The organism is Stenotrophomonas sp. MH181796, assembly GCF_009659995.1.
GTDB lineage: Bacteria > Pseudomonadota > Gammaproteobacteria > Xanthomonadales > Xanthomonadaceae > Stenotrophomonas > Stenotrophomonas riyadhensis.
On record NZ_RAHU01000004.1, the window covers coordinates 197,042 to 213,289 of the forward strand.

The 16,248-nt window shown below is 66.4% G+C and carries 19 protein-coding genes; 13 read left to right on the forward strand and 6 right to left on the reverse strand.

Translation table 11 applies throughout. From position 1 onward, the window contains the following. Positions 1-94: 94 nt before the first annotated feature. A complete protein-coding gene (locus D5301_RS11195) occupies positions 95-832 on the reverse strand; it encodes a 16S rRNA (uracil(1498)-N(3))-methyltransferase (protein ID WP_110713254.1) in 738 nt (245 codons plus the stop codon). Beyond that, the gene (gene bioA, locus D5301_RS11200) at positions 823-2,214 is read right to left on the reverse strand and encodes an adenosylmethionine--8-amino-7-oxononanoate transaminase (protein WP_228756387.1); all 1,392 of its coding nucleotides are present in this window, start codon (positions 2,212-2,214) and stop codon (positions 823-825) included. The genes D5301_RS11195 and bioA overlap by 10 nt, the downstream gene beginning before the upstream one ends. Before the next feature lie 77 nt (positions 2,215-2,291). Between bioA and nudE the strand changes: the two genes are divergently transcribed. The 9 genes from nudE to gcvH all read left to right on the forward strand — a co-directional run bounded on the left by nudE (position 2,292) and on the right by gcvH (position 8,508). Continuing rightward, complete coding sequence (gene nudE, locus D5301_RS11205) at positions 2,292-2,855, forward strand: ADP compounds hydrolase NudE (protein ID WP_110713251.1); 564 nt, start codon at positions 2,292-2,294, stop codon at positions 2,853-2,855. Further along, positions 2,852-3,655, forward strand: a complete 804-nt coding sequence (cysQ, locus tag D5301_RS11210; protein WP_032130106.1) for a 3'(2'),5'-bisphosphate nucleotidase CysQ — start codon at positions 2,852-2,854, stop codon at positions 3,653-3,655. Before nudE ends, cysQ begins: the two co-directional genes overlap by 4 nt. A 13-nt stretch (positions 3,656-3,668) precedes the next feature. Next, on the forward strand, positions 3,669-4,508 hold the full coding sequence (mazG, locus tag D5301_RS11215; RefSeq protein ID WP_153855730.1) for a nucleoside triphosphate pyrophosphohydrolase: 840 nt from the start codon (positions 3,669-3,671) through the stop codon (positions 4,506-4,508). Further along, positions 4,505-4,834 carry a YnfA family protein gene (locus D5301_RS11220; RefSeq protein WP_110714367.1) on the forward strand — a complete coding sequence of 110 codons (330 nt, stop codon included), beginning with the start codon at positions 4,505-4,507 and terminating at the stop codon, positions 4,832-4,834. The genes mazG and D5301_RS11220 overlap by 4 nt, the downstream gene beginning before the upstream one ends. A gap of 147 nt (positions 4,835-4,981) precedes the next feature. Beyond that, positions 4,982-5,284 (forward strand): DUF962 domain-containing protein, encoded by a 303-nt coding sequence (locus D5301_RS11225; protein WP_110713247.1) that lies wholly within the window; start codon positions 4,982-4,984, stop codon positions 5,282-5,284. Positions 5,285-5,356: 72 nt separating this feature from the next. Continuing rightward, the gene (locus D5301_RS11230; protein ID WP_005410704.1) at positions 5,357-6,316 is read left to right on the forward strand and encodes an SPFH domain-containing protein; all 960 of its coding nucleotides are present in this window, start codon (positions 5,357-5,359) and stop codon (positions 6,314-6,316) included. Between the two features lies 1 nt (position 6,317). Beyond that, entirely contained in the window at positions 6,318-6,761 is a 444-nt protein-coding gene (locus D5301_RS11235; RefSeq protein ID WP_153855731.1) for an NfeD family protein, read from the forward strand. Between the two features lie 144 nt (positions 6,762-6,905). After that, the gene (gene gcvT / locus D5301_RS11240) at positions 6,906-8,018 is read left to right on the forward strand and encodes a glycine cleavage system aminomethyltransferase GcvT (RefSeq protein ID WP_153855732.1); all 1,113 of its coding nucleotides are present in this window, start codon (positions 6,906-6,908) and stop codon (positions 8,016-8,018) included. Positions 8,019-8,112: 94 nt separating this feature from the next. Further along, positions 8,113-8,508, forward strand: coding sequence for a glycine cleavage system protein GcvH (gene gcvH, locus D5301_RS11245; protein ID WP_005410701.1), 396 nt, complete (start codon positions 8,113-8,115; stop codon positions 8,506-8,508). A 292-nt stretch (positions 8,509-8,800) separates the two neighbouring features. Here the strand turns inward: gcvH and D5301_RS11250 are convergent, their stop codons facing one another. After that, complete coding sequence (locus D5301_RS11250) at positions 8,801-9,100, reverse strand: hypothetical protein (RefSeq protein WP_125895567.1); 300 nt, start codon at positions 9,098-9,100, stop codon at positions 8,801-8,803. Positions 9,101-9,283: 183 nt separating this feature from the next. On the opposite strand from D5301_RS11250, the gene D5301_RS11255 reads away from it, so the two are divergent. Next, positions 9,284-9,802 carry a hypothetical protein gene (locus D5301_RS11255; protein ID WP_032130057.1) on the forward strand — a complete coding sequence of 173 codons (519 nt, stop codon included), beginning with the start codon at positions 9,284-9,286 and terminating at the stop codon, positions 9,800-9,802. Between the two features lie 120 nt (positions 9,803-9,922). On the opposite strand, the gene D5301_RS11260 is transcribed toward D5301_RS11255, so the two are convergent. Then, the gene (locus tag D5301_RS11260; protein ID WP_110713241.1) at positions 9,923-10,816 is read right to left on the reverse strand and encodes a LysR family transcriptional regulator; all 894 of its coding nucleotides are present in this window, start codon (positions 10,814-10,816) and stop codon (positions 9,923-9,925) included. A gap of 114 nt (positions 10,817-10,930) precedes the next feature. Here D5301_RS11260 and D5301_RS11265 point away from each other — a divergent pair, with 114 nt between their 5' ends. Beyond that, positions 10,931-11,689 (forward strand): SDR family oxidoreductase, encoded by a 759-nt coding sequence (locus D5301_RS11265; protein ID WP_153855733.1) that lies wholly within the window; start codon positions 10,931-10,933, stop codon positions 11,687-11,689. Positions 11,690-11,820: 131 nt separating this feature from the next. Here the strand turns inward: D5301_RS11265 and D5301_RS11270 are convergent, their stop codons facing one another. Beyond that, the gene (locus tag D5301_RS11270) at positions 11,821-13,221 is read right to left on the reverse strand and encodes a serine hydrolase domain-containing protein (protein WP_153855734.1); all 1,401 of its coding nucleotides are present in this window, start codon (positions 13,219-13,221) and stop codon (positions 11,821-11,823) included. A gap of 325 nt (positions 13,222-13,546) precedes the next feature. On the opposite strand from D5301_RS11270, the gene D5301_RS11275 reads away from it, so the two are divergent. Together D5301_RS11275 and D5301_RS11280 are read left to right on the forward strand one after the other, a co-directional pair. Further along, entirely contained in the window at positions 13,547-14,836 is a 1,290-nt protein-coding gene (locus tag D5301_RS11275; RefSeq protein ID WP_153855878.1) for an MFS transporter, read from the forward strand. Positions 14,837-14,909: 73 nt separating this feature from the next. Continuing rightward, a complete protein-coding gene (locus D5301_RS11280) occupies positions 14,910-15,260 on the forward strand; it encodes a DUF1304 domain-containing protein (protein WP_153855735.1) in 351 nt (116 codons plus the stop codon). A gap of 470 nt (positions 15,261-15,730) precedes the next feature. Here the strand turns inward: D5301_RS11280 and D5301_RS11285 are convergent, their stop codons facing one another. Beyond that, positions 15,731-16,198: a hotdog fold domain-containing protein gene (locus tag D5301_RS11285; RefSeq protein WP_110713234.1), complete on the reverse strand. Its 468-nt coding sequence runs from the start codon at positions 16,196-16,198 to the stop codon at positions 15,731-15,733. Positions 16,199-16,248: the final 50 nt, after the last annotated feature.

Consider the following 16,248-nt stretch of genomic DNA (forward strand, 5'->3'; position numbering starts at 1 on the left):
CCGCCGGTCGGATTCCCGGTAGTGCCGGCCGCTGGCCGGCAGCCTCATGATCCCGTGGATGCCGGCCTGCGGCCGGCACTACCACGAATCAGCCTCAGCCCAGATCGCCCAACCGCGCCTGCAGTGCTGCAATCGCGGCCAGGCCGGCGGTTTCGGTGCGCAGAATGCGCGGGCCCAGCTGCAGGCCCTGGAACCCCGCCGCCGCCAGTTGATCCCGGTCGCGCGGCGACCAGCCGCCTTCCGGACCGATCGCGATCACGATGCCCCCGACGGGGGCGGCGTCCAGCGTCGACAGCCGGTGCGCGCCTTGCGGGTCCAGGGTCAACCGAAGCGTATCCACTGGCAGCGCCGCTGCCGCCTGCGCAAGCGACAGCGGCGGGCCCACCTGCGGAATGCGCGCGCGCCCGGACTGGCCACAGGCTGAGGTCACCACGTTGTTCCAGTGCGCCACGCGCTTCTCCGCCCGTGCTGCATCGAGCTTCACCTCGGTACGCTCGGCGTTGACCGGAATGATCGCCGCCACGCCCAGTTCGGTGGCCTTCTGCAGGATCAGGTCCATCTTCTCGCCGCGGGCGATGCCCTGCAGCAGAGTGATCGCCAGCGGCGATTCAGTGTCGATGGCCTGCACGGCGTCGATGCGGACCTGTACCTCGCGCTTGCCGGCCACAGTCAGGGTGGCGCTGTAGTCGTGGCCGTCACCGTTGAACAGTACGCAGGTATCGCCCTCGCGCAGGCGCATCACCCGCACCAGGTGGTTGGCCGTCTCTTCCGGCAGGGTCACGGTCTGGCCGCTGTGCAGCGCCAGGTCGATGGGACAGCGGGTCACGCGCATGCAATCGCCTCGTCAATCGCTGCCAGCGTGGTATGTGCCAGCAGCTCCAGTTGTTCGTCATCCACGCAGTAGGGTGGCATCCAGTACAGCACGTCGCCCAGTGGTCGCAGCACCACACCGCGCTTCAGCGCGGCCTTGTAGGCGTGCAGGCCGAGCCGCAGCGCCGGGTCGAACGGGGTGCGCTTGTTGCCGTCGCGCGACAGCTCGAACGCCACCACCATGCCCGCCTGGCGCACGTCGGCCACGTGCGGATGGTCGCTGAACGGTGCAGTCAGCGTGCCCATCACCGAGGCGATGCCGCGGTTGCGGGCGATCACATCGTCGTCGCGGAAGATGTCCAGCGTCGCCAGCGCGGCCGCGCAGGCCAGCGGGTTGCCGGTGTAGCTGTGCGAGTGCAGGAACGCGCGCTCGCGCGAGTCGTCGAGGAAGGCGTCGTACAGTGCCTGCGTCGCCAGCACGGCGGCCAGTGGCAGGAAGCCGCCGGTCAGGCCCTTGGACAGGCACATCAGGTCCGGCATCACCCCGGCCTGCTCGCAGGCGAACAGGGTGCCGGTGCGGCCGAAGCCGGTGGCGATCTCGTCGGCGATCATGAACGCGCCGTGGGCATCGCACAGTTCGCGCACGCGCTGCAGGTACACCGGGTCATGCATGCGCATGCCGCCCGCGCACTGCAGGCGAGGTTCCAGGATCACCGCGCAGATCTCGCCCGGATGCTGGTCGAACAGCGTGGCCAGTCCATCCGCCGCCTGCCGCGCGCGATCGGCTGCGCTTTGGCCGGGCTCGGCCAGGTAAGCGTCGGGCGAGGGCGCGAACAGTCCTTCGGCCAGCAGCGGCGCGTAGACGCGGCGATACAGCGGGATGTCACCCAGCGCCAGCGCGCCCAGGGTTTCGCCGTGGTAGCCATTTTCGAGTGCGATGAAGCGCGTGCGCCGCGGCTCGCCACGGTTCTGGAAATACTGGAAGGCCATCTTCAGCGCCACTTCCACGCCGGCGGAACCGTTGTCGGCGTAGAACACCTTGGCCAGCGGTTCGCGGCCAGGCTGGCGCGGGGCCAGCGCCAGCAGGCGTTCGGCCAGGGTGATGGCCGGCTCATGGCCGAATCCGGCCAGCATCACCTGTTCCAGCTGCGTGGCCTGGGCGGCGATGGCGCCACCGATGCGCGGTTCGGCATGGCCGAACAGGTTGGTCCACCAGCTGCTGACCGCATCCAGATAGCGGTTGCCGTCGTGGTCGATCAGCCAGGCACCTTCGCCGCGGGCGATCGGTACCAGCGGCAGGGTGTCCGGGTGTTCACGCATCTGCGTGCACGGGTGCCACAGCACCTGCAGGTCGCGCTGCCGCCAGTGCTGGGCCAGCGGGGAAGGGGTTGGGTCTGCTAGCATTTCGGGCTCATGAACATGTTGCTGCCTGCACATTCTATCGGCCCCGGCGCAGGCGCCGGCCGCCGCGGAGATTCCGCATGAACGATGACCGTGCCGGCCGTCGCTTGCCGATCATCCATCGGATCACCGATGAGGAGAACGGCCCCTTCCAGCGCCAGCACCTGGACCTGGAGTTCTCCAACGGCGAACGCCGCCGCTTCGAGCGCCTGGTCAGCCGGGGTCATGGCGCGGTGGTGGTGGTGCCGATGCTCGATGACGAGACCGTACTGCTGGTACGTGAATACGCGGCCGGCATGCACCGCTACGAGCTGGGCCTGGTCAAGGGCCGGATCGATGCCGGCGAGACGCCGGAGCAGGCGGCCGACCGCGAACTGAAGGAAGAGGCCGGTTACGGCGCGCGCCGGGTGGACGTGCTGCGCGCGATGACCCTGGCCCCGACCTACATGAGCCACCAGTCGTGGTTGGTGGTGGCGCGCGACCTGTACCCGGAAAAGCTGGCCGGCGACGAGCCGGAAGAACTGGAAGTCGTACCGTGGAGGCTGGCCGAGCTGGACCAGCTGATGCTGCGCGAAGACTTCTCCGAGGGACGCTCGCTGGCAGCGCTGTTCATCGCCCGCCAGTGGCTGCAGGGAACGCGATGATCAAACTGACCACGGACCTGCGCGAGACCGCCATCGCCATTGCCCAGGAAGCCGGACAGGCCATCATGCAGGTCTATGCCGATGGCTTCGATGTGCAGATCAAGGATGACAACAGCCCGGTCACCGCCGCCGACCTGGCCGCCAACCAGGTGATCGAGCAGGGCCTGCAGCAGTTGACCCCGGATCTGCCGATCCTGTCCGAGGAATCGGCGCAGGTCCCCTGGGAACAGCGCCGCCACTGGGGCGCCTACTGGCTGGTCGATCCGCTCGATGGCACCCGTGAGTTCGTCAAGCGCAACGGCGAGTTCAGCGTCAATATCGCGCTGATCTACCAGGGCGCGCCGGCCTTCGGCGTGGTGCTGGCCCCGGTGACCGGCATCGTCTGGCATGCCATGCGCGGCGAGCTGGCGTATCGGCGCCAGGGCCTGCACGACACTGTGCTGCGTACCCGCACACCGGCCACCGCACCGTTGCGGGTTGCCGCCAGCCGCTCGCACCGGTCGCCGGAAACCGAAGCGCTGCTGGCGCGCATGGGCCGCATCGAGACCATCGCGCAGGGCTCGTCGCTGAAATTCTGCCGGATCGCCGAAGGTGGCCTGGATGTCTATCCGCGGCTGGGCCCGACCTCTGAATGGGATACCGCCGCCGGCCAGTGCGTACTGCACGCCGCCGGCGGTGCGGTACTGTCGGCAGCGACCGGCAAGCCGTTCCGCTACAACCGCCGCGAGACCCTGTTGAACGGCGATTTCATTGCCCTTGGTGATACCAGCCTGCCGTGGCGCGACTGGTTGTCCGATTGACCCTGGAGGCCGCATGAGCGCGCATGACACCCCTACCAGCGGCAGCGCCGCCGCCCATGAACTGGAACGCCTGCTGGCGATCATGGCGCGCCTGCGCGATCCGCAGGGTGGCTGCCCCTGGGACCTGGAGCAGACCTTCGCGACCATCGCGCCGTACACCATCGAGGAAGCCTACGAGGTGGCCGATGCGATCGACCGCGGCGACCTGGATGATCTCTGCGACGAACTGGGCGACCTGCTGCTGCAGGTGGTGTTCCATGCGCGCATGGCCGAGGAGCAGGGCGCCTTTGCCTTCGCCGAAGTCGCACGCGCGATCAGCGACAAGATGCAGCGCCGCCATCCGCACGTGTTCGCCGACGTCAGCGTTGACGATGCCGACGGCGTGACGCGTAACTGGGAGGCGATCAAGCGCGCCGAGCGCGCGGCCAAGGGCGAGCAGGATACCTCCGCGCTGGCCGGCATCTCGCGCGGGCTGCCGGAATGGCAGCGGGCGGTGAAGCTGCAGTCGCGCGCGGCCAAGGTCGGCTTCGACTGGCCGGGCCCGTTGCCGGTGCTGGACAAGGCCGCCGAGGAACTGCAGGAGCTGCGCGAGGAGTTCGAGCGCGGCGACATCGCCGGCAACAAGGCGCGCCTGCAGGAAGAGCTGGGCGACCTGCTGTTCGTCTGCGCCAACCTGGCCCGCCACGCCGATATCGATCTGGGCGCGGCGCTGCGCGGGGCCAACCACAAGTTCGAACGCCGCTTCCGTGCGATGGAAGCGCAGGCCGACGCCCAGGGTGGGGCGCTGGCGTCGATGGACCTGGATGCGCAGGAAGCGCTGTGGCAGCACGCCAAGGCGGCGGAGAAGGCGTGAAGACGCTTGCGCTGTTCCTGCTGACCGCGCTGGCCGAAATCGTCGGCTGCTACCTGCCGTGGTTGTGGCTGCGCAAGGGTGGCAGCATCTGGCTGCTGCTGCCGGCGGCGGCCAGCCTGGCCCTGTTCGCGTGGCTGCTGACCCTGCATCCGACCGCCAGTGGCCGCGTCTATGCCGCCTACGGTGGCGTTTATATCGGTACCGCGCTGTTCTGGCTGTGGCTGGTCGACGGCATCCGCCCCAGCCGCTGGGACCTGCTCGGTGCAGCCCTGTGCCTGGCCGGCATGGCGGTGATCATGTTCGGGCCGCGCACGCCCTCGGTGTAGCGTCGAGCCATGCTCGACTGCTTCTGCCAGTATCCGTCGAGCCTAGGCAGCCGAGCATGGCTCGGCTCTCCAAGGGCAAGGATGCTCGCGCAGCGCTGCCGCCTCCGAAGGTGCATGATGTAGGCAGTGATGGCCCGGAGCACACACATGTCCCGCTTCGCCAGCTTCCGTGAGTTCTACCCGTTCTATCTGGACGAGCACCGCCACCCGGTCTCGCGGCGCCTGCATTTCATCGGCAGCTGCGGCGTGCTGTTGCTGGTCGCCGTTGCCGCGCTGCGCGGCCAGCCGATGTTTCTGCTCGGTGCTCTGTTCTGTGGTTACGGATTCGCCTGGGTCGGCCATTTTTTCTTCGAGAAGAACCGCCCGGCCACCTTCCAGCACCCGCTGTATTCATTCATGGGCGACTGGGTGATGTTCGCCGACATCCTGCGTGGGCGGGTGCCCTGGTAGCCTCGCTGTGCCCGCCGTCCTCACGCGCTATGCTGGGGCCTGGGCGACATAGATATAGATAAGGAAAGCGCGATGTTCCCGACCATGTTCTTTACCGTGGTACTGGCCTTCGTGGCCGTGGTGATCCTGTTCAAGGCGGTGCGGATGGTGCCGCAGGGGTATGAATGGACCGTTGAGCGCTTCGGCCGCTACACCCACACCATGACGCCGGGCCTGCACTTCCTGATCCCGATCGTCTACGGGGTCGGGCGCAAGGTGAACATGATGGAACAGGTGCTGGACGTGCCCAGCCAGGAAGTGATCACCAAGGACAACGCGGCCGTGCGCGTGGATGGCGTGGTGTTCTTCCAGGTCCTGGATGCGGCCAAGGCCGCCTACGAGGTGGCCAACCTGGAAGTGGCGATGATCGCCCTGGTGCAGACCAACATCCGTACCGTGATCGGTTCGATGGACCTGGATGAATCGCTCAGCCAGCGCGAGGTGATCAATGCCCAGCTGCTGAGCGTGGTCGACCATGCCACCAATCCCTGGGGTGTGAAGGTCAATCGTATCGAGATCCGCGACATCCAGCCGCCACGCGATCTGCTGGATGCGATGGCGCGGCAGATGAAGGCCGAGCGCGAGAAGCGTGCGCAGATCCTCGAAGCGGAAGGTTCACGGCAGTCGGAGATCCTGCGCGCCGATGGCGAGAAGCAGGCCACCGTGCTGGAGGCTGAAGGCCGCCGCGAAGCCGCGTTCCGCGATGCCGAGGCGCGCGAACGCCTGGCCGAGGCCGAAGCGATGGCGACCAAGGTGGTGTCGGCAGCGATCGCCGAGGGTGACGTGCAGGCGATCAACTACTTTGTCGCGCAGAAGTACGTGGAAGCGTTCAAGGAACTGGCCAGTTCGCCGAACCAGAAGCTGGTGCTGATGCCGATGGAGGCCAGTGGCGTGATCGGTTCGATCGCAGGCGTGGCCGAACTGGCAAAACAGGCGCTGGCCAGCCAGGACAACAAGGCCGCCGGCAAGCGGCCGCCGCCGCTCGGAGGCTGACATGCGCTGGGAAGTCGTCGGTTGGGGTGCGTTGGCGCTGCTGCTGTTCGCGGCCGAAGCGCTGGCGCCGGGTGCGTTCATGCTGTGGATCGGCATTGGTGCGGCGGCGGTGTTCGTACTGGTTGCGGTGTTCAGTGACATTCCGCTGTTGTGGCAGGTGATTGCTTTCGTCCTGCTGAGCGTGGTCTCGATCCAGTGCTACCGGCGCTGGGGGCGATCGCGGGCACGGCCCAGCGATGCGCCGCTGCTCAACCGCCGCACGGAGCAGTTGATCGGCCGGGAGGTCGCACTGCAGCAGGCCATCGTCGGCGGCCAGGGACGGGTCAGCATCGATGATGCGTCCTGGCAGGTGAGTGGACCGGATCTGCAGGCCGGTAGCCTGGTACGGGTGGTGGCGGTGCAGGGCAGCACGCTACGGGTCGAGGCTGCAGACCGTCCCCTGTAGAGCCGAGCCCACGCTCGGCTCCTGCACGAAGAGCAGCCGAACATGGGCTCGGCTCTACAGCTCTCCCGCTGCGCTGCGGCACGCCTGCGGGCGACCGATCTGGGATAATGGGGATTCTTGTTTCCTCTGCTGCCGGACCCGGTCATGACCCAGAAGACGCTGCTCAACGATACCCACCGCGCCCTTGGCGCCAAGATGGTCGATTTCGGGGGTTGGGACATGCCCATCCACTACGGCTCGCAGCTCGACGAGCACCACCTGGTGCGTCGCGAGTCCGGTGTATTCGACGTCAGCCACATGACCGTGGTCGACCTGCACGGTGACCAGGTCAAGCCGTTCCTGCGCCGCCTGCTGGCCAACTCGGTCGACAAGCTGAAGGTGACCGGCAAGGCACTGTATTCGTGCATGCTGAATCCGCGCGGCGGCGTCATCGATGACCTGATCGTCTACTACCTGGGCGACGATTTCTTCCGCATGGTGGTCAATGCCTCCACCCGCGAGAAGGACCTGGCCTGGCTGCGTGAGCAGGCTGCGCCGTTCGGCGTTTCGGTCGAACAGCGCCCGGACCTGGCCATCCTCGCCGTGCAGGGCCCGCAGGCACGCGACATCGTCATCGGCCTGGCCCGCGAAAGCGATCGCGCAGCGCTGGCCAAGCTGGGCCGTTTCGCCGCCCTGCAGGTGCAGTCGGACGACGCTGTCGAGCTGTTTGTCGCTCGCACCGGGTACACCGGTGAGGACGGTTTCGAGATCCTGCTGCCGCAGGATGCCGTGGTCGCGTTCTGGAACCGCCTGCTGGCGGCTGGCGTGAAGCCGGCCGGCCTCGGCGCGCGCGACACCTTGCGCCTCGAAGCTGGCATGAACCTGTACGGCCAGGACATGGACGAAGAGATCAGCCCGTACGAAGCGGCACTGGCCTGGACCGTGTCGCTGGACGAAGGCCGCGACTTCATCGGCCGCGACGTGCTGGAAGCGCAGAAGGCTGCCGGCACCGCACGCCAGATGATCGGCCTGGTGATGGACGAGAAGGGCGTGCTGCGCCACGGCCAGGCGGTGACCACCGCGGGCGGCCAGGGCGAGATCCTGTCCGGCACCTTCTCGCCGACCCTGGCCAAGGGCATCGCCTTTGCCCGCGTGCCGGCCGGTGAGCTTGGCGAGGTCACCGTCGACATCCGCGGCCGGCAGGTGCCGGTGCGCGTGGTCAAGTTCCCGTTCGTGCGCGAAGGCCAGGCCCAGCCCGGCGTGCTCGCCGACGCCTGATCCGAAACTGCCGATCGTCACTGACAGCAGTGGCGGCCGGTTGGTTACACTAGCCCCGTTTTTTCCACCCCCTGCATATCTCTGGAGCAGTCCCATGAGCGAGATCCCCGGCGACCTCAAGTTCCTCAAGTCCCATGAGTGGGCCCGTGTCGAAGGCAATGGCCGCGTCACCGTCGGTATTTCCGACCACGCCCAGGGCCTGCTGGGTGACCTGGTCTACGTCGAACTGCCGGAAGTCGGCGCCGACGCAAAGGCTGGCGAGCAGATCGCCGTTGTCGAGTCGGTGAAGGCCGCCTCGGACGTCTACAGCCCGATCAGCGGCAAGGTCGTCGAGGTCAACTCGGCGCTGTCCGACAAGCCGGAAACCATCAATGAAGATGCCTACGGCGAAGGCTGGATGTTCGTGGTCGAACTGACCAACGCTGAAGAGGTCAACGAACTGCTGGATCCGGACGCGTATGCCGAAGCCCTGGAAAACGACGACCACTGAGTCGTCACTTCCGGGTTCTGGAACGGCCACCTTCGGGTGGCCGTTTTTGTTTTGGCGAGTGCGTCGGACTCATGACGGCGGGTTCGCTCTGCACCCTCGGCGTGGCATCAGCCGACAGACGAACGGTGCCGATCAGCGTGCGCAGTTTTGCGCAAATCCGCGTTTCCGCCCCGCGCCGAAGCGATCGAATGTGAAAACTTTTCGCCCCCCGTTGCGGCCCCGTTGTGCTGGCGTCGGCGACGGTGCGGGTGACCATCGGCGATGCACGTGCGCTGTTGTCCGGAACATGTGCCTATCTGCGCAGAGTGCTTATTTCAAGTGTTTTTTGTTCAGAGAGCGCATCGACTTCGTCGTATGCGGCGCGCGTGCGCGCCGCTTCAATGGTCGTTGCAGGGCGCGCACGGCGGTGGCGAGGGCGGCGTCCGGGATGGCGCGGATGTGAAAATTTTTCGCGGGGGTTGTTGACAGTAAAAAAAACCGTGATTAGGTTTCGCCTCAGCAGACCTTGCCTGCCCAACCGAGTGCGCAGAATCAATCGTCCGATGCGAAGCAGCCCCTTCAAGACCACCGCGACCCTGATGACGGTGGACATGGCCCCGCTTCCCCCGGAGAAATGCAAGGCAACTCCCGTTCCGATGCCCGCTCCGCCGATCGAGGCGGGCATTGCCGCATCCGTAACGGCGCGCCTGACGCGCCGGCGGTCCCCGCACGCAGCATCCGCGGGTTTGATCCACCTGGGCGTTTCAACTCCCTATCACTGACGAGGAGCCATCCCATGGCAACCAAGAAAGCTGCGAAGAAGAAGCCCGCCGCCAAGAAAGCGGTGAAGAAGGTCGCGAAGAAGGCCGCTGCCAAGAAGGCAGTGAAGAAGGTCGCGAAGAAGGCGACCGCCAAGAAGGCAGTGAAGAAGGCTGCGAAGAAGGTCGCCAAGAAGACCACTGCGAAGAAGGCAGTGAAGAAGGCGGCGAAGAAGGTAGCCAAGAAGTCCACCGCCAAGAAGGCCGTCAAGAAGACCGCGAAGAAGGCCGTCAAGAAGGTAGCCAAGAAGGCCACCAAGAAGACTGCCAAGAAGGCAACGGCCCGCAAGCCGGCCAAGAAGGTCGCGAAGAAGGCCACTGCCAAGAAGGCCGTCAAGAAGACCGCCAAGAAGGCAGTGAAGAAGACCGCGAAGAAGGCCACCAAGAAGGCTGCCCCGAAGAAGGCAGCGAAGAAGGTTGCCAAGCGCAAGCCGGCCGCCCGCAAGAAGAAGGCCGCTCCGGTCGCTCTGCCGGCCACCCCGGCGCCGCTGATCTAAGTACTTCCCGATAGCCGCATCCTGAAACCCCCTTCCCCGGCTGCCCAGCGGGGAGGGGGTTTTTTTATGGGGCCGTTTGTAGGGTCGAGCCATGCTCGACTGCTTTTCTGGCGGTCGACGCTAGCGCTGCGGCGCTGGTGGGAAACGTTCCACCAGGAAGTCGATGAAGCTGCGCAGACGGGTCGAGCGGTAGCGGTCGTGGGCGTAGACCAGGTGCATCGGTCGACCGGCCTGGCCATGTTCGGGGAACAGCGGCACCAGCCGACCTGCCTCGACATCCGCGGACAGCAGCAATGCCGATTGCAGGACGATGCCCATGCCATGCAATGCGGCCAAGCGCAGCGCCTCACCATTGTTGACCTGCAGCCGGCCGTCGGGCGTACGGACGAGTTCGCCAGCGTCGGCCTGCAGCCACTGCGCGAGTGCCGTCGGTTCGAAGGACAGGCACTGGTGCCGGGCAAGTGCCTGCAGGTTGGTGGGCGTGCCATGCCGGGCGAGGTACCCGGGGGAGGCGCACATCATCAACCGGTAGGGCGCGAGTGCGCGCGCGACCAGCGTGCTGCTGTCGGCCAGCGTGCCGATGCGCAGCGCCGCTTCGAATCCTTCTTCGGCGAGGTCGACGACGCGGTCGGTCAGCGTTGCTTCGACCCGGACGCCAGGGTGGCGCGCCATGTAGTCGGCCAGTGCTGGCACCAGCGCATGCGTGCCGAAGATCACCGGTGCGCTGATGCGCAGCGTGCCTGCCGGTGCCAACTGCTGATGTTGGGCCTGGGCATCGGTTTCGTCCACCAGACGCAGGATCTCCCTGCAACGGGCGTAGTAGTCCTCGCCGAAGGGCGTCATGTGCTGGCGCCGCGTGGTTCGGCTCAGCAGCTGCATGCCCAGGCGTGCTTCCAGTGCACGCAGGTGCTTGCCGGCCATCGTCGCGGAGATATCCAGTGCCGTAGCGGCGGCACTGAGACTGCCTTTGTCCACGATCAGCACGTAGACCTGCATGCTTTCCAGCAGGTTCATCTGACACTCCGGGTGTTGAATGCTGAAACCTGCGCGGAGTTTATCAATCAGGGGTGATCAAACAGCATGCACAGCACGCGCCGGATGTGCCGGCTGGCTGATTGGGAGAACAACATGGATCTGGGGCTTGAAGGGCGTACCGCGCTGGTCACCGGGGCGGGCAGTGGCATCGGTGCCGGTGTGGCCAGGCTGCTGGCGGCACAGGGCGCACGCATCGCGATCAGCGCCCGCCGCATCGAGCCGCTGCAGGCACTGGCGGCGGAGATCGAATCTGCAGGCGGACAGGCACCGATCATCGTGTTGGGCGATGTCACGGATGCCGGAGATGTACGCCGTATTGCCGAAACCGCCCTGGCGGCGCTGCAGCGCGTCGACATCCTGGTCAACACGGCGGGTGGATCGCGGCCGACCACAGTGGATGCCGGTGACGATGTCTGGGAAGAGGCGATCGCATTGAACTTCTCTGCGGCGCGGCGCCTGACCCAGGCCCTGCTGCCGGCGATGCAGGCGCAGGGCTGGGGACGGGTGATCAACTTCAGCGGTTCGATGGAACCACGCGCGGTGAACGCGGCTACCGCGGCGAAGGCGGCGTTGCATCTGTGGAGCAAAGGGCTGTCGTCGGCGCTGGCCTCACAGGGCATCACGGTCAATGCAATCGCGCCGGGACGGATCAACAGCGCACAGATCCGGGAGCGCCTGCATCCCACCGAGGAAAGCCGGCGTGAGTTCATCGAACGCAACATTCCGATCGGGCGTTTTGGTGATCCGGAGGAGGTGGCGCCGCTGGTGGCCTTCCTGGCCTCGCCCTTGGCCGCCTACATTACCGGCGCGGTGATTCCGGTGGATGGCGGCATGCACTACTTCGCGCATTAGCCTTCCGTTTGTAGAGGCGAGCCATGCTCGACGGCTTTGCCCGAACAGTCGAGCACGGCTCGACTCTACAAGAGCCAACAAAAAGGGCGACCCGCAGGCCGCCCTTCGCACACACGGTCGAGTCCGACAGATCAGCGCGGCGAAGCCACCGCGCGATTGCCCGAGGCACCCTTGCCCTTGCGCTTGTCCTGCTGCGCGGGACCCGCGCCCTCGGCCATCAGGTTGTCGCTGCCGAAGTCGGTGTCCACGTCCAGCCAGCGCTGCGTCGGCAGGCCCAGGGCGGAATCGAGCACGGTCGGCAGCAGGCCGCTGGGCAGGCCGCTTTCGCCGTTCCACATGATGGCGATGCCGAGATCGCGTTCCGGTACCAGCGCGACCAGGCCGCGGTAGCCCTGCACGGCACCGGCATGGAACACCACGTCGTGACCGGCGTAATCGAAGGTGCGCCAGCCCAGGGCGTAGCCGGCCGAGTGCAGGCGCTCGCGGCGCCAGCCCGAACGCATCTCGCCGGGGGTGTTGATCAGGCTGGAGTGCAGGGTGGCCAGCAACGGTGCCGGCAGCACATCGGGGCGATGGCCGGTGTGGGCCAGCAGCCACTGCGCCATGTCGCTGGCGCTGGCGTTGACGCCGGCTGCCGGGGCAACACGGTAGTAGGTCGGCTTCGGTGTCAGCGACACCCAGCCGTTGCGGCTGCGCACGTGCGGGCGCGCCCAGCGCGAGCTGGCCTGGATGCCGGCCAGGCCGAGGCTGGCGTCGTTCATGCCCAGCGGCTTGAAGATGCGGCGCTCGACCGACTGCTCGTAGAAGCTGCCGGAGGCGGCATAGACGACGTCGCCGATCAGGCTGAAGGCCACGTTCTGGTAGGCGTAGCAGTCGCCCGGCAGGCACTTCAGGCTGGTGTTGGCCAGCTTCTGGGTCAGCGAGTAGTACTCGGCATTGCCTTCGATGTCGCGGTCGTAGGCGTTGTAGGGCAGGCCGACGCGATGGCTGAGCACGTCGGCCACGGTCAGGCGATCGGTGGCTTCGGGCGAGTTGAGGCGGAAGCCGGGCACGTAGTCGGTGACCTTGCTGTCCCAGCGCAGGGTGCCGTCGTTGACCAGCAGGCCGGCCATGGTGCCGGCGAAGGCCTTGGACAGCGACGCCAGGCGGAACACGGTGTGGGCATCGACCGGCAGCGGGTTGTTGACGTCGGTGACGCCATAGCCGCGCGCACTGAGCACGCGGCCGCCCTGCACGATCGCCACCGCCATGCCGGGCACGCGCTCACCATAGGTGAGCTGCTGCGCCATTGATTCGATGTTGGCGACGTTGAAGCCAGCCGCCGGGGCCTGCACCTGCGGCACCAGGCCGGTGCGGTAGGCGGCTGGCTGGGTGTGGGCGACGGTGGGAGCCGTAGCGGATTCGATGTTGGTCGGCATCGGCGGCAATGCCGGCGGTGTCTGCGCGGTGGTGGACAAGGCAACGGGCATCAACATGCCCAGCAAACCGGTGGCCGCCGAACGGATCGGACGACGCAGGCTGTTCTTTTTCATCGGTTGGACCCGTGCGCGACTGCTGATGGCGATTCTAGCGCCGCTTTTCCCTTGTGCACAAACAAAGCGAAGATGAATGCGCATCTCGTTGAAAAAGTTGGAATTTTGACGCTCTCAAGGCGTGTATCGGAACGTGTCATCCGGACTCCTCATGACACTGCGTTGCAGCCTTCAAACGGCCTCCTGCTAGCGATGTTGCAGTGCATTGGCTAACGTACGCGCTTCACCGCCCCCCGGAGCCTGCCATGCCGCTGTCCAACCGCCGTCTTCTGGCGAGGGACGCCGCGTGAGCGCGGTACAGGGCAGGGGGCCGCTGCGGGGCCTGATGGTGGCGCTGCGCGAGTCGCCGGCGTTGTGGTGGTCGTTCCTGTATTTCTTCTGCCTGCTCAGCGGCTACTACGTGCTGCGCCCGGTGCGGGAGGCGATGGCCGCCTCGGCCGACCTGGAAACGGTGTTCCCGCCGATGCTCATTGCCTGGTTCGCCAGCCATGGCATCGCGCTCAAGGACTTCGTGCTGCAGTTCCTGTTCTCCTGCGTGTTCGTGATCATGCTGGTGCTGCAGCCGGTGTACGGCTGGCTGGTCAGCCGCTTCCCGCGGCGGGTGTTCCTGCCGGCGGTGTATGGGTTCTTCATCGTCACCTTGCTGGGTTTCTACATACTGTTCGACAGCGGTGTGCCGGGCCGCGGCATGGCGTTCTTTTTCTGGATCACCGTCTTCAACCTGTTCGCGGTGGCGGTGTTCTGGAGCTTCATGGCCGATGTGTTTTCCAACGCGCAGGCACGTGCTTTCTACGGTTACATCGGCGCGGCCGGCACCATCGGTGCTTTTCTCGGTCCGATCATCACCGGTGCGCTGGTACAGCGCGTGGGCATCGCCAACCTGATGCTGGTTTCGGCCGGATTCCTCGCCATCTGCCTGTTGAGCATCTGGCGGCTACGGCACTGGGCGGTGCTGCGCGAGCAGGAGCAGCAGTTGGTATCCGGCGAGCAGCCGATGGGTGGCAGCGTGCTGGACGGCTTGAAACTGATCGTGCGTGAGCCGTTGCTGCGCTGGCTGGCGATCATGGTGGTGTTCGGTGTGGGCGTGGGCACCCTGTTGTACAACCAGCAGGCCAGCATCGTGCGTGCGGCGTTCAACGATGCAGGCGCTGCCACGGCCTTCTTCTCGCGTATCGACCTGGCGGTGAACGCACTGGCGCTGCTGATGCAGCTCGGCCTGACCCGCTGGCTGCTGTCGCGTCACGGCATCGCGCCGGCCCTGTTGATCCCTGGCTTTGCGATCCTGATCGGCTTCTCGGTGCTTGCCGCTTCACCCATGCCGTTGATGGTCGCAGTGGTGCAGGTGATGACCCGCGCCAGCGAGTTCGCATTGGCCAAGCCGGCACGCGAAACCATCTATACCCGCGTGGACCGGCAGTGGCGCTACAAGGCCGGTGCGGCCATCGATACCGTGGTGTACCGCGGCGCGGACCTGAGCTTTGCGTGGGTGCACAAGGGCTTGTCGCTGTTCGGTTCACACGTGGTGTTCATCGGTGGCGTGGTGGTTGCCGCGTGCATGACCGCCGCCGCATTCGGTGTGCTACGCGAAGAAAAGAAGCTTCCGCGCGACCGCTGAGCCGCGCGGGGTCGGATCCCTCTTCCACGGAGAGGGCTCTGACCCCATCACCCCATCCATCCAAGGAACCGCCATGTACTGGATCGCACTCGCCCTGACCCTGCTGGTCGCCCTGCTGCACGTCTATTTCCTGGTGCTGGAGATGTTCCTGTGGACCCGCCCGCTGGGCCTGAAGACCTTCCGCAACACGCCGGAGAAGGCAGAGGCCACGCGCGTGCTGGCGGCCAACCAGGGCCTGTACAACGGCTTCCTGGCGGCGGGCATCGTGGTGGGGCTGGTGATCGATCAGCCGGTGCTGGTGACGTTCTCGCTGGCCTGCGTGGTGGCGGCGGGGTGCTATGGCGCGTACAGCGTGAGCCGTCGCATTTTCATGATCCAGGCGCTGCCGGCGATCCTGGCGTTGGTGTTTCGCGCGGTGGCGTAGTTTCCAGCCAACGGCGCAGCCCCTCGTGGGATGGTCGCGTAGAGCGGGTCATGTGTTCGGTGTGGCGGGCGGGCCGTGCAGGGGACGCTGCAAGTACGTCCATGTAAGCTCGATGGCGCCATCCATGGCGCCAACGCCCCTGCACGGCCCACCCGCCACACCCCTGACAGTTTCCGTGCGCGGCCAGCCCACGGAGAAGAAAAAGAAGATCAACAGCAACAGCAAAAAGCGGCCGGTGGGCCGCTTTTGCTGTTGCTCTTCTTTTTTCTCTTCCGTGGGCTGGACGCCGCAGAGATCTGTCAGAGGCTGGGGGCGGTGGGTTCGCGGGGGTGTCCGCGGCATGGATGCCGCGGCCAAGCCCCCAGGGACGGGTTCACGGCGTCCCCCACGAACCCACCGCCCCCAGCCAAACCCAGGCTTTCCGTGACCAACCGTCCACCCCACGAGGGGCTGCGCCGTTCGCGGGAACGCTACTTCGCCGGCGACATCCACATGTCGATCACCGCGCTGAACACCTCCGTGCCCGCACGGTCGCGCACGCTCACCGTCACCGGCAGCGCATAGCCCTCGGCAGCGGCCACGATCGGCTGCGCCGGAAGCGCTACCGCCTGCAACGTGCCACGCGCCTTGGCCAGGTACTGCACCTGCATCCCCTTTGGAATCCAGCGCATGCCCTTCGGCAGCGATGCATCGACCATCAGCCCGGCGGTCAGTTCGGCCAGGTTGCACATCGCGATCGCGTGCACCGTACCGATGTGGTTGCGCACCTTGCGGCGGTCGGCCAGCGTGCCTTCGCAGCGGCCGTGTTCCAGGCGCGTGATGCGCGGTGCGATGCTGGCGAAGTAGGGCGCCTTGAAGCACACCGCGCGTGAGAACAGCCAGTTGCCGGCAGGCCAGCGCTGCAGGCGGTGGTAGAGCGAGAGCAGGGGCGTGGACATGAGGGGTATTCCGGTCGGCGGACAAAGCGACGGCGGGCCGAAGCCCGCCG